Origin of the sequence: Methylobacterium sp. J-076 (assembly GCF_022829405.1) — a bacterium.
Taxonomy (GTDB): Bacteria; Pseudomonadota; Alphaproteobacteria; order Rhizobiales; family Beijerinckiaceae; genus Methylobacterium.
Genome location: NZ_JAKSXW010000133.1, coordinates 317,396 through 329,188 on the forward strand (window position 1 = coordinate 317,396; position 11,793 = coordinate 329,188).

Below are 11,793 nucleotides of genomic sequence, written 5' to 3' on the forward strand. Positions count from 1 at the left end.
TTCGAGCCTCGGGCCCCGGCGCGACCCGCGCGCGGGGCCCCGAGGCCGGGCCGCCGCGTTCCGGCCACGGTGGTGCGACAGGGTCGGCTTCGAGTCGCGGTCTGAGTTCGTTGACATTGAGTTACGAATTCAGTTGGTTTTCACCGGAAAGACGGAACCGATCCTTCCGTGGTGGGGACACACTCTGGCACAATCGCAGCCGCTCGCCGAACCAGACGGTCCTAGTGTCGACGCATCCTTCCGCCAGCCCGGTCCGCACCCACGCCAAGAGATGGCTGCGCCGGGCGGCCCTCGCCGCAGGGCTGCTCGTGATCCCCACGGCGGTGCTCGCCTATGCGGACCTCCTCCCCGAATCCCTCGACCTCCTCGGCTTCGACCTGACCGAGGCGCCGGACCTTCCGCACGTCGCCCGGCAGATCGCCATCGGCGCGCCCCTGCGCATCATCGCCTTCGGCTCCTCCTCGACGGAGGGGATCGGCGCGTCGAGCCCCGCCAACGCCTACCCGGCCCAGCTCCAGACCGACCTGCGCGCGCAGCTGCACGGGGTGGATGTCACGGTGATCAACCGGGGCATCGGCGGCGAGCACGTGGACGACATGCTCGCCCGCCTCGACCGTGACGTGATCCGCCCCGAGCCGCAGCTCGTCATCTGGCAGACCGGCAGCAACGACCCCCTGCGCGGCGTCTCGCTGGAGCATTTCCGCGCCGCCACCCTCGATGCGGTGCGCCGCATCCGGGACGCCGGGATCGACGTGGTGCTGATGGAGCCGCAATGGTGCCCGAAGCTGGAGGCGACGCCGGGCGCCAACCGCTTCCGGGACGCCGTCCGCGAGATCGGCGATGCCCTCGACGTGCCGGTGATCCGCCGGGCCGACCTGATGCACGGCTGGGTCCGCGACGGGAAGCTGACCACCAAGCAGCTCTTCGCCTCGGACGGCCTGCACATGGCGGACCGGGGCTACGCCCTCCTCGCCTCGGCCGCCGCCGAATCGATCCTGCGGGACGCCGGCCCGGTCCACGTCACCGAGGCGGTGGCGGAATAGTCGCCCCTACCCGCTTGACGGGGGCGCCCGCCTCCCGAACATCCGGCCCATGAATCTCTTCGTCTTCGGGCTCGGTTTCACCGGCCGCCGTTTCGCCGAGGCCGCGCGTGACCGCTTCGGCGCCGTCCGCGGCACCGTGACGGAGGCGGGCGGGGCCGCGCGCCTCGCCGGGGAGACGGGTTTTGCCGTGCGGGCCTTCGGGCCGGAGGCGAACGACCCGCGCATCGCCGGGGACCTCGCCGACAGCGACGCCCTCCTCGTCTCCGCGCCCCCCGATGCGGAGGGCGACCCCGTCCTGCCGCGCTACGCAGAGGCCATCGCCGGGAGCCGGATCGGCTGGATCGGCTACCTCTCCACCATCGGGGTGTACGGCGACCAGGGCGGCGCCTGGATCGACGAGGCCACGCCCCCCGCCGCCCGCAGCGAGCGGACCCGCGCCCGCCTCGCCGCCGAGGCGGCGTGGCTCGCCCTCGGCGCGCGCACGGGCAAGGCGGTTCAGGTGTTCCGCCTGTCGGGCATCTACGGGCCGGGACGCAACCCCATCGTGAAGGTGCGGCAGGGGCGCTCGCAGCGGATCGTGAAGGCGGGCCAGGTCTTCAACCGCATCCACGTGGACGACATCGCCACGACGCTCCTCGCCTCCCTGGACCGGCCCCGGCCCGGTGCGATCTACAACGTCACCGACGACGAGCCGACGCCGCCGCAGGTGGTGATCGAGCATGCCGCCGCCCTCGCCGGCCTTCCGCCGCCGCCGGAGGTGGATTTCGAGACCGCCGACCTCTCCCCGATGGCCCGCAGCTTCTACGGCGAGAACAAGCGGGTGCGGAACCGGCTGATCCGCGAGGAACTGGGGGTGAGGCTGGCCTACCCGACCTATCGCGAGGGGCTGGCGGCCCTGGCGGGGGAGTGAGGGGGCCTGTCCCCGACAGGGCGCCCTCGCGTCCCCGCGGGCGAAGCGCCGCGGCCCCGGGCGGCGGCTCCCTCCCGAACGGGGCGCGGCGTTAGGGCGCTTTCCGGAAAACCAGGATCGTGAACCTCGACGCGCCCTCCTCCCCCCTGTGCGGAGGGGTGGGCGCGGGGCTGGAGACGGTGCGGGGAGCGCGGATCACGCCTCCAGATGCCGCCGCCGTCCGAGGCGGCGCAGCAGGCCGCCCTGGGGGCCGACGAGCATGGAGGCGACGTAGAGGGCGCCCGCCGCGAGGACGATGGCGGGGCCGCTCGGCAGGTCGAACCGGTAGGACAGGGAGAGGCCGCTGAAGCTCGCCAGCGCCGCGATGGCCACGGCGGCCCCCATCGTGCCGCCCAGCTCCCGGGCCCAGAACCGGGCCGCCACCGCGGGCAGCAGCATCAGCCCCACGGCGAGGAGCGTCCCGAGGGCCTGGAAGCCGCCGACGAGGTTCACCACCACGAGGCCGAGGAAGGCGAAATGCACCGGCCCGCCCGCCCGGCTGACGCTGCGCAGGAACAGCGGATCGACGCACTCCATCACCAGCGGCCGGTAGATCAGGGCGAGGACCGCGAGCGTCAGGGTGCAGATGCCCCCGAGCAGGATCAGCGCCGGGTCGTCCAGGGCGAGGACCGAGCCGAACAGGAAGTGCATCAGATCCACCTGCGACCCGCGCAGGGACACGAGCAGCACCCCGCCCGCCAGGGAGATCAGGTAGAAGGCCGCCAGGCTCGCATCCTCCCGCAGCACCGTGGTGCGGGTGACGGCCCCGGCGAGCAGGGCCACCGCCAGCCCGGCCACGAGGCCGCCGAGGGTCATGGCCGGCAGGGAGAGGCCCGCCACGAGGAACCCCGCCGCCGCGCCGGGCAGGATGGCGTGGCTCATGGCGTCGCTCATCAGGCTCATGCGCCGGAGCATGAGGAACACCCCCACCGGCGGCGCCGAGACCGACAGGGCGAGGCAGCCCGCCAGCGCCCTGCGCATGAAGCCGAATTCCACGAACGGCGCGAAGGGATCGATCACGCGGCGTCCTCGCGGTCGCTGAGGGGCGGGTGGGCGTGGGAATGGCCGTGGGCGTGGGAATGGGCGTGCGGCTCCGGCGGCCCGGCATGGCGGGCGCCGTCGCAGACCGGTGCGTCCTCGTCCCACGCCTCGGACAGGCTGCGGGCGCGGGCGAGGTTCTCCGGCGTCAGGACGCGGGCGGTGGGCCCCCAGGCGACGGGCTCGCGGGCGAGCAGCAGCGTCGCCGGGAAGTGGGCGCGGATCTGGCCGAAATCGTGAAGCGCGGCCACCACCGTCCGGCCCTCCCCGTGCCAGCGGCGCACGAGGGCGAGGAGGTCGTCCGTGGTCCTCGCGTCGATGCCGGTGAAGGGCTCGTCGAGGAGGATCGTCCGGCAATCCTGCAGGATCAGGCGGGCGAACAGGGCCCGGCGGAACTGCCCGCCGGAGAGCGTCCCGATGGGCCGCGCCTCGAACCCGGAGAGCCCGACCGTGGCCAGGGCGTCGAGCACCGCCGGCCCCGTCCGTCGCAGGGCCCGCCACGGGCCGAGGCGGCGCCACAAGCCCATGGCGGCGAGGTCCATGACGCTCAAGGGAAAGCTGCGGTCGATGGCGTCGATCTGGGGCAGGTAGGCGATCTCGTCCGGCCGCTCGATCCGCCCGTCGAGGACGGGGATCTCACCGGTCAGGCCCTTGAGCAGGGTCGACTTGCCCGCTCCGTTCGGGCCGGCGAGCGCCAGGAGGTCGCCGGGCCGGATCGTCCCGTCGAGGTGGTGGACGGCCGGGTGCCTGTCGTAGCCGAGGGTCAAGCCGTGCAGGCGGATCGGCGCGGGGGCGGCGGCGCTCACGCGGCGAGGGCCCAGGCGATGGCCAGCCAGACGAGGGCCGCCATGCCGGCCGCCAGGGCGAGGCGCGCGGCGAGCCCGCTGCGGTACAGCGTGGGGCGGAGTGGGGCGGACGGGCGGCGGGGCACGGGCGAGGCTTCACGAGCGGGGGGCGGAGCGGGACGCGAGATCCGCCGGCCGGCATGGCGGCGGCGTCCGCGCATCGCGCCGGCCCCTGGTGCGGTCCCGGCAGGGAGTGATACACTGTAACAAAGCCGCCGCACAACCGGCGCTCGTCCGGCGGCCACGCCGGGCGGCCATGCGGGGAGCCGCCATCTTGCCATCCGCCGGACACCGCCACGGTCACGACCATGGCCATGCCCATTCCTGCCGGGCCGAGCCGGCGGTGATCCTCACCCGCGCCGAGGAGCTGTGCCGCGAGCGGGGGGTGCAGTTCACCGCCCTGCGGCGGGAGGTGCTGGAGGCGGTGGCGGCCAGCGAGCCGCCGCCGGGGGCCTACGACATCGCCGAGCGCCTGAGCCGCCCGGGGCGGCGGGTTGCGCCGGTCTCGGTCTACCGGGCGCTGGACTTCCTGATGGAACTCGGCCTCGTCCACCGCATCGCCAGCCGCAACGCCTTCGTGCCCTGCGCCCATGCCCACGGGATCGGGGAGAACGTGGTGTTCCTGATCTGCCGGACCTGCGGCGGCATCGATGAGACCACCTCGCCCGAGGTGGAGAGCGGGCTCGGCAAGACCCTCAAGCGCGCGGGCTTCACCCCCGCCCACAGCATCCTGGAGGTCGAGGGCGATTGCGGCGCCTGCCGCGACAAGGCCCGGGGGGCGGGGTAGCGGAGCCTGCCTTCGGCCGGCCCTGACCCTGGATCTCCGACGGAAGAATCGGGATCGTCCTCAGAGCCGGGCGCATCCCTCCCTCGGCGGAGGACGGAGCGCGTCGGCGCGACGCCCGTTCGGATCCCCGGCTCGCATGACGAGGTGATCCGCCCCGTGTCCCCGCGGGGTGCCCCCCCGTGATCGGTGCCCCCGGATGCGCCCGCGGGTCACAGGAACCGCGTCCGCGGCGCCGGGCTTGAGCCCCCATGAGGAAGGCACCCGTGTCGAAGAGGCTGATCGCCCTGTCCGTCGCCGCGCTGGCGGCGACGCCCGCCCTGGCACAGGGGCGGCCCTCCACGACCGCCATGAGCTGCGCCCAGGCGTCCCGGCTGGTGACGTCCCAGGGGGCGATCGTGCTCGGCACCGGGGGCCAGACCTACGACCGCTTCGTCCGCGACCGATCGTTCTGCGAGCCGACCGAGATCGCCCGCCGGGCCTTCCGGCCAACCCGCGACAGCGCCGCCTGCCTCGTGGGCTACACCTGCTACGAGCCGAGCCCGGACGACTGGCCGGGCAGCGACTTCTGAGCGGCCCCCTTCGTCTCCAGGGCGACGATGATGCGCTTGTCTCCGGCGCGGCGGGTGAAGCCCGTGGCGTCGAGGTGCTCCAGGAGCGGGATCGAGAATTTGCGTGAGATGCCCAGGGCCGCCCCGGCCTCGCGGGCCAGGAAGCCGGTCTCCGCATCGGCCGCCGCCGGGAAGGCGTCGAGGAGCCGCTCGCGGGCGTCGGCCACTGCCTCCCGGTGGAACAGCACCGCCCGGCGCTGCACCCGGTCCACCGCGCGGATGACCGCGCCGGAACCGACGAGGTAGTTCAGGGCGTCCCGGCGGCGGATGTCCCGGCCGATGGCCTCGGCCTCGTCGGGGGGGTTGAGGCCGGCCTTGCGGAACGATTGCTCCAGGCGGCGCACCGTCTCGGTCTCGTTGCGCGCGGGGTCGAAATCCGCCCGGCGCCACAGGGTGCCGGCCTGCGTCACCTCGCCGGAGCCCGCAAGGTCGCGCAGCACAGCGCCCGTCACCGCCTCCGGCAGGGCGAGCGCCCGCGCCACCTGATCCAGGGGCGTGCCGTGGTCCATCGGGCGCTCCCGGTGGAACTGGGACAGGGTTCCCATCGTCCCCGCCCGCAGGGCCGAGAAGGCCGGCGCCCCCACGAACCGCTCGGCGATCTCGCGGGCCCCGGCGGCGGTGAGAAGGCGGCGGACGCGCTCGGGTGTGGAGCCGGCGAGCCGGGCCAGCTCCGCCAGGGGGGCGCCGAGGGCCCCGGCCTGGCCGAGGCGCACGGCGAGGGCCTCGGCCGGGCGGCCGGCGGCGATGGCCGCGAGGTCTGCGGTCACGCGGGGGTCGTTGCGGCGGCGGCGGCGGCTCGCCGGATCGAGGATGCGCCCTCCGGCGATCGTGGCGGCGGGCGAATCGAGGCGCAGGACGAAGGGCTCCCGGGCCGGCACCGCCACGTCCTCGGAGAGGTGGAGCTGCGCCTGCGCCGACGCCCCCGGCTCCAGGGACGGCCGGTCGAGGAGGCGCAGCCGCGCCTCGACCTCGGTGGTGCCGAACAGCAGGCGGCAGGCGAGGCCGTTGGGCAGGGCCGATTCGGCGCTCGATGCGGCGGTGATCGCCACGTCGAGCCAGCGGGTGGGAACCAGCAGGTCCGGCAGGCACAGGGCCTGGCCGCGGGCGATCTCGTCCAGGCCGACGCCGCGCAGGGCCACCGCCGTCCGGCGGCCGGGCTCGGCCACCTCGACGGGGCGGCCATGGATCTGGAGCCCGCGCACCACGGCGCTGCGCCCGCCCGGGGCGATCGCGACGGTGTCGCCCACCGAAAGCCGCCCCCGGCGCAGGGTCCCGGTCACCACCGTGCCGAAGCCCGCGCGGGTGAAGACCCGGTCGACCGGCAGGTAGGGGAACCCGTCGTCGGTGCCCGGCCCCGCCTCGGCCAGAAGGCCGAGGAGCGCCGCCGACAGGGCCGGCAGGCCGATCCCCGTGACGGTCGAGGTGGCGATGACGGGCCCGGTCTCCAGCCCGGCCCGGGCCGCGGCGGCGGCGATCTCGGCGGCGCGGGTGCGGATCGTCTCCGGCGAGGCGAGGTCCGCCTTGGTCAGCGCCAGCACGCCCCGGCGCACGCCGACCAGGCGCGCGATCTCAAGGTGCTCGACGGTCTGGGGCTTGATGCCTTCGTTGGCATCGACGGCGAGCAGCACCGCCCGCATCCCCGTGGCCCCCGAGACCATGGCCCGCACGAACCGCTCGTGGCCCGGCAGGTCCACGAGGTCGATCTCCCCGGCCTCCCCGGCGAGCAGGGCGAAGCCCGGCACGATGGAGACCCCGCGGGCCTGCTCCTCCTTGAGCCGGTCCGTCTCCACCCCCGTCAGCGCGCGCACGAGCGCTGTCTTGCCATGATCGACATGGCCGATGACGCCGGCGAGGAGTGTCTTCAACGCAGTCACGGAGGGTGCTCGAATGACGGGCCGCTCGTTCAACCGACGCGGATGCGTCCCGCTCCCTGGCCTGGGGAGGGCGGGCAGATCTGGTTGGCGTGGGGCGATACTCGGGAAAGCAATTGAATTGCAAGCGATTTAATGTCGCAAAATCAAACTATACTGAAATTGCCGCGCCGCCGCAATCGCGGCCATCGCGCGATAGCATCGGATCGCTTGGCGCCGTCAAGCGTAGGAGAGACGTCCGGGCGGACGATGCCCTTGAGACGTGGTAGATCGGCCACTTGGCCAGCCAGAGAGACAGGAAAGCGGGACGTGAGTCACATGAGCGAGGCGGTGGAAGGAAAGGGAGAGCCGCGGGAGATCGAGCTGAAGCTCGATTGTGGCGGCCCCGACCTCACGGCATTGAGCGGCCACCCCCTCCTCAAGGACGTGGCCGCCACCGAGCCGAAGCTTCTCCTCACCACCTATTTCGACACGCCCGGGCGTGCGCTGAAGGAGGCCGGGCTCACCCTGCGCATCCGTTCGGAGGGCGGCCGGTACGTGCAGACGGTCAAGGCCGGCTCGGGCCAGATCGGCCTGTTCGACCGGGCCGAGTGGGAGAGCGACGTGGCGGGTGATTCGCCCGATCCGGCCGCCTGGGCCGGCACGGCGGCCGAGCCCGTCCTGGCCGGGGCGGGCACGGAGCTCGCCCCGCTGTTCACGACGCTGATCGAGCGGCGCGTCCACCCGGTGAGCTACGGCGAATCGCGCATCCTCGTGACCCTCGACGAGGGCCGGGTCGAGTGCGCATCGGGCGATTCCACCCTCTGCGAGGTGGAGCTGGAGATCGAGAGCGGCGGGGTGGCCGATCTGTTCGCCTTCGCGCAGGCCCTGGCCGAGACCGTGCCCCTGCGCCTCGGCGTCCTGTCTAAGAGCGCCCGGGGCTTCGCCGTGCTGGACCGGGAAGTGCCGACGCCGTGCAAGGCCGGGGCGGTGGACCTGTCGCCGGACGCCGACGCCGGCACCGTGTTCCGCACCGTCGCCCGGAGCTGCCTGCGCCACCTGCGGCTCAACGAGACCGCCTTCCTCGACGGCCCGCGCGACCCGAGCGCCCTGCACCAGATGCGCGTCGCCCTGCGGCGGCTGCGCTCGGCCCTCTCCCTCTGCGCCCCGCTGTTCGAGGGCGACCCGAAGGCCACGGCTTTGGCCGACGAGATCAAGCGGGTGACGGAGCCGTTCGGGGAGGCGCGCAACCTCGACGTGTTCCTGCACGACACCTTGCCCGTCCTCGCCGAGCACAACCCCGGCGACCCGGCCCTCGACGCGGTGAGCGAGAAGGCCAAGGCCGCCCGCGAGCGGGCCTACCTGGCCGTGCAGGGCATCCTGGCCAGCCCGCAATGGCGCGGCCTCCTGCTCGACATCGCCGGCTGGGTCGAGGTGGGCCCGTGGAGCGAGCAGGATGCCGCCCGGCAGGACGGGCGGCACTTCGCCGCCGGCATCCTCGACAAGGCCCGCCGCCGGGTGAAGAAGCGGGGGAAGGGCCTGCGCCATCTCGATGCCCACACCCGCCACCGGGCGCGCATCTCGGCCAAGAAGCTGCGCTACGGCGCCGAGTTCTTCGCCGACCTGTTCCCGAAGCCGAAGGCGCAGAAGCGCCAGAAGGCGTTCGGCGACGCGCTCTCGGAGCTGCAGGACCACCTCGGCGCGCTCAACGACATCGAGACCGTCCGGCATCTGCCCCTGGGGCTCGCCGACGAGGGCGGGCCGGCCATGCCGGAGGTGGACGAGAAGCGGGTGAAGGACCTTCTGGACAAGGCCGCCGACGCCCGCGCGGACCTGCTCGACGTCAAGCCGTTCTGGCGCTGAGGAGAGCGCTGCCCGCGGGAGGGCGACGGCGCCGGAACGCAGGCGGCTCTGGGGCTCACCGCGCTCCGTTCCGGCGCTGACGCGACGGGGACGGACCCGACCACGGGGGTGACGGGCCCGCCCCGTCGGCCGCGCGAGGGGGGAAGCGCAGCCGAGTCCAGGGATGACAGGCGCATGTTGCCGGTGCGTGTCTAGCGAGGCGGGGATTCAATTTATCCCTGATGCGATTCCCCACGGCACGGTTTGCGGGTAGGCCCCCGCCCGACGACAGCCAGAGCCCGCCGCGATGACGTTCTTCAGCTCCCTCTTCGGCCGGGTCTCCGGCACGGTCATGGCCTATGCCGGCGACCGGGTGCTGATGCTGGCCGCGGTCTCCGCGGCGGCCAACGTCATCGTCGCCGACGGCGAGGTGGCGGGCGGGGAGTTCGACGCCGCCCTCCAGGGCCTGCGCGCCGACCCGATCCTGGAGAAGGGCTACGACACCCTGATGCTGGAGACGGAACTCTACGACGCCATCGCCAGGGCCCGCACGCGCCTCGGCCGGGCGGAGAACCTGCGCCACATCGCGGCGGCGGCGGGCCGGCCGGACAGCCAGCGGGACAACATCTTCCTCATCGCCGCCGACGTCGCCGACGCGGACGGGATCAGCGGGATCGAGGCCACCGCCCTCGGCGAGATCGCCTTCGCCCTGCAGGTCGATGGACAGGGCCTGCTGGACGCCTCACCCGTGCGGCGGCCGCAGGGCTGACACCCCGCGGGCGCCGGCCCATCCCGGCCCGGCTGGCACCTGGGTTGCTCCGCATCCGGTCGGGGCGGCCGAGCACCACGGCTCCCCTCTGAGCATTGCCACGCGGCGGGAGCCCGTGAGAGGAACCGGTATGAGTGAGAGCACCCCCTCCAGCACCCACAACCTGCGCGCCGACGGCGCGCGTCTCTGGGCGACGATCCACGAGACCGCCGCCTTCGGGGGCACGCCCAAGGGCGGCATCAACCGGCTGACCCTCTCCCCCGAGGACGGGAAGGTGCGGGACTGGTTCCGCGACGCCTGCGAGGCGGCGGGGCTGACGGTCGGCGTCGATGCCCTGGGCACCCAGTACGCCCTGCGCCCCGGCCGGGACCCGGACCTGCCGCCGGTGGCCTTCGGCTCCCACCTCGACACCCAGCCCACGGGCGGCAAGTTCGACGGGGTGCTCGGCGTGCTGGCCGGCCTGGAGGTGATGCGCACCCTGGCCGATGCCGGCATCGAGACGCGGGCGCCCCTGCTGCTGGTCAACTGGACCAACGAGGAGGGCTCCCGCTTCGCCCCCGCCATGATGGCCTCGGCCGCCTATGCGGGCGAGTTCACCACGGACGAGATCCTGGAGAAGCGCGACGCCGCCGGCATCACGGTGGCGCAGGCGCTCGACGCCATCGGCTATCGCGGCGGCGAGGCGGTGGGCGAACGCCCCATCGGCGCCTTCGTGGAACTGCACATCGAGCAGGGGCCGATCCTGGAGGCCGAGGGCAAGACCATCGGCGTGGTCGAGGGCGGCCAGGGCATCGCGTGGTTCGACGGGACGGTGGAGGGCTTCGAGAGCCATGCCGGCACCACGCCGATGCCCCGCCGCCGGGACGCCCTGCTCGGCCTCTCCGAGTTCGCCCTGGCGGCCGAGCGCATCGCCCTCGCCCACGGGCCGAGCGCCGTGGCCACTATCGGCGAGGCCACCATCCTCGCCCCCTCGCGCAACGTCGTGCCGGGGCGGGTCGCCTTCTCCGTGGACACGCGCGACCCCCGCTCGGCCACCCTCGACGCGATGGAGGCCGCGCTGCGGCAGGCCGCCGCCGAGATCGGCGAGCGGCGCCGCCTGACCCTCGTGCTGGAGCGGATCTGGCGCAAGGAGCCGGTGCCCTTCGCCCCGCAGGTGGTCGCCGCCGTGGAGGCCGCCGCCGAGGGACTCGGCCTGTCGAAGCGCCGGATCATCTCCGGGGCGGGGCACGACGCCTGCAACCTCGCCGGCCGGGTGCCCGCGGCGATGATCTTCGTGCCGTGCAAGGACGGGGTGAGCCACAACGAAGCCGAATCGGCGACCCAGGCTGATTGCGCGGCCGGCGCCGACGTGCTGCTCCAGACCGTGCTGCGCCTGGCCGACATGCCGGCGACGGTGGATTGATCCAGGCTGACTTCGCGTCTCGTGGGGGCGGGGTGTGGGAGAGGGCGACCATACGTCGTGGGATGATCGCAAGAGCGAGACCAACCTCGCCCAGCGCGGTCTCGACTTCGCCGGGCTGGATGCGGTCTTCGACGGCCGCTTCCTCCTCACCCGCGAAGACAAGCGGTTCGACTACGGCGAGACGCGCTACAATGCCCTCGTGGAGTTGAACGGCCTTGTCCTGAACGTCACCTTCACACCGCGGGATGGCAAGCAGCGGGTCATCTCCGCGCGCCGCGCCAACAGACGGGAAAGGCAGTTGTACCATGCCCACCGCCAAGCGACCTGACCCGAACCGCGACAGGACCGACTGGGCGCATCTCCGTGCCATGCCGGACGACGAGGTCGAGCGCATCGCCGCCGCGGACACGGACAACCCGGCCACCGCCTCGGACGACGAATGGGCGGAGGCCTTCGTGGGACTCCCCCCCGCCCGGGTGTCCGTCCACGCAACCTTCGACGGCGACGTGGTCGCCTTCTTCAAGCGCGGCGGCAAGGGCTACCAGAGCCGCATGAACGCGGTCCTCCGGCAATACATGGAACGGCGGCTGAGCGAGGACCCGAAGTCCTGACTGCGCAGCCCAGCTTTTCACGCCACCCGGCTGTGCGGAGCCGAAAAAT

General features: G+C 73.5%; 13 protein-coding genes. 9 read left to right on the forward strand and 4 right to left on the reverse strand.

The genetic code is table 11. The features are described from left to right. Positions 1–224: 224 nt before the first annotated feature. Both MKK53_RS16970 and MKK53_RS16975 read left to right on the forward strand, forming a co-directional pair. Positions 225–1,043, forward strand: coding sequence for an SGNH/GDSL hydrolase family protein (locus MKK53_RS16970; RefSeq protein ID WP_409564350.1), 819 nt, complete (start codon positions 225–227; stop codon positions 1,041–1,043). Positions 1,044–1,092: 49 nt separating this feature from the next. Then, complete coding sequence (locus MKK53_RS16975; protein ID WP_243929871.1) at positions 1,093–1,953, forward strand: SDR family oxidoreductase; 861 nt, start codon at positions 1,093–1,095, stop codon at positions 1,951–1,953. A 195-nt stretch (positions 1,954–2,148) separates the two neighbouring features. Here MKK53_RS16975 and MKK53_RS16980 read toward each other — a convergent pair whose 3' ends face one another. Genes MKK53_RS16980 through MKK53_RS25470 form a run of 3 tightly spaced genes read right to left on the reverse strand, consistent with a single transcriptional unit; the run spans position 2,149 to position 3,961 of the window. Next, positions 2,149–2,973, reverse strand: coding sequence for a metal ABC transporter permease (locus MKK53_RS16980; protein ID WP_279599107.1), 825 nt, complete (start codon positions 2,971–2,973; stop codon positions 2,149–2,151). Between the two features lie 35 nt (positions 2,974–3,008). After that, on the reverse strand, positions 3,009–3,836 hold the full coding sequence (locus MKK53_RS16985) for a metal ABC transporter ATP-binding protein (RefSeq protein WP_243929873.1): 828 nt from the start codon (positions 3,834–3,836) through the stop codon (positions 3,009–3,011). Beyond that, entirely contained in the window at positions 3,833–3,961 is a 129-nt protein-coding gene (locus MKK53_RS25470) for a hypothetical protein (protein WP_279599081.1), read from the reverse strand. Before MKK53_RS25470 ends, MKK53_RS16985 begins: the two co-directional genes overlap by 4 nt. A 188-nt stretch (positions 3,962–4,149) precedes the next feature. Here MKK53_RS25470 and MKK53_RS16990 point away from each other — a divergent pair, with 188 nt between their 5' ends. Both MKK53_RS16990 and MKK53_RS16995 read left to right on the forward strand, forming a co-directional pair. Then, complete coding sequence (locus tag MKK53_RS16990) at positions 4,150–4,662, forward strand: Fur family transcriptional regulator (protein ID WP_279599082.1); 513 nt, start codon at positions 4,150–4,152, stop codon at positions 4,660–4,662. 248 nt (positions 4,663–4,910) lie between these two features. Next, positions 4,911–5,231, forward strand: a complete 321-nt coding sequence (locus tag MKK53_RS16995) for a hypothetical protein (RefSeq protein WP_243929874.1) — start codon at positions 4,911–4,913, stop codon at positions 5,229–5,231. Here MKK53_RS16995 and MKK53_RS17000 read toward each other — a convergent pair. After that, positions 5,189–7,144, reverse strand: coding sequence for a SelB C-terminal domain-containing protein (locus MKK53_RS17000; RefSeq protein WP_243929875.1), 1,956 nt, complete (start codon positions 7,142–7,144; stop codon positions 5,189–5,191). The two genes, MKK53_RS16995 and MKK53_RS17000, sit on opposite strands and share 43 nt — an antisense overlap. A 315-nt stretch (positions 7,145–7,459) precedes the next feature. Between MKK53_RS17000 and MKK53_RS17005 the strand changes: the two genes are divergently transcribed. From MKK53_RS17005 to MKK53_RS17025, 5 genes are all read left to right on the forward strand, one after another. Beyond that, positions 7,460–8,983 carry a CYTH and CHAD domain-containing protein gene (locus MKK53_RS17005; RefSeq protein ID WP_243929957.1) on the forward strand — a complete coding sequence of 508 codons (1,524 nt, stop codon included), beginning with the start codon at positions 7,460–7,462 and terminating at the stop codon, positions 8,981–8,983. 286 nt (positions 8,984–9,269) lie between these two features. Further along, the gene (locus tag MKK53_RS17010; protein ID WP_243929876.1) at positions 9,270–9,731 is read left to right on the forward strand and encodes a tellurite resistance TerB family protein; all 462 of its coding nucleotides are present in this window, start codon (positions 9,270–9,272) and stop codon (positions 9,729–9,731) included. Positions 9,732–9,861: 130 nt separating this feature from the next. Continuing rightward, complete coding sequence (locus tag MKK53_RS17015; protein ID WP_243929877.1) at positions 9,862–11,133, forward strand: Zn-dependent hydrolase; 1,272 nt, start codon at positions 9,862–9,864, stop codon at positions 11,131–11,133. A gap of 34 nt (positions 11,134–11,167) precedes the next feature. Beyond that, the gene (locus MKK53_RS17020) at positions 11,168–11,461 is read left to right on the forward strand and encodes a BrnT family toxin (RefSeq protein ID WP_243929878.1); all 294 of its coding nucleotides are present in this window, start codon (positions 11,168–11,170) and stop codon (positions 11,459–11,461) included. Then, positions 11,439–11,744: a BrnA antitoxin family protein gene (locus MKK53_RS17025; protein ID WP_243929879.1), complete on the forward strand. Its 306-nt coding sequence runs from the start codon at positions 11,439–11,441 to the stop codon at positions 11,742–11,744. Before MKK53_RS17020 ends, MKK53_RS17025 begins: the two co-directional genes overlap by 23 nt. Positions 11,745–11,793: the final 49 nt, after the last annotated feature.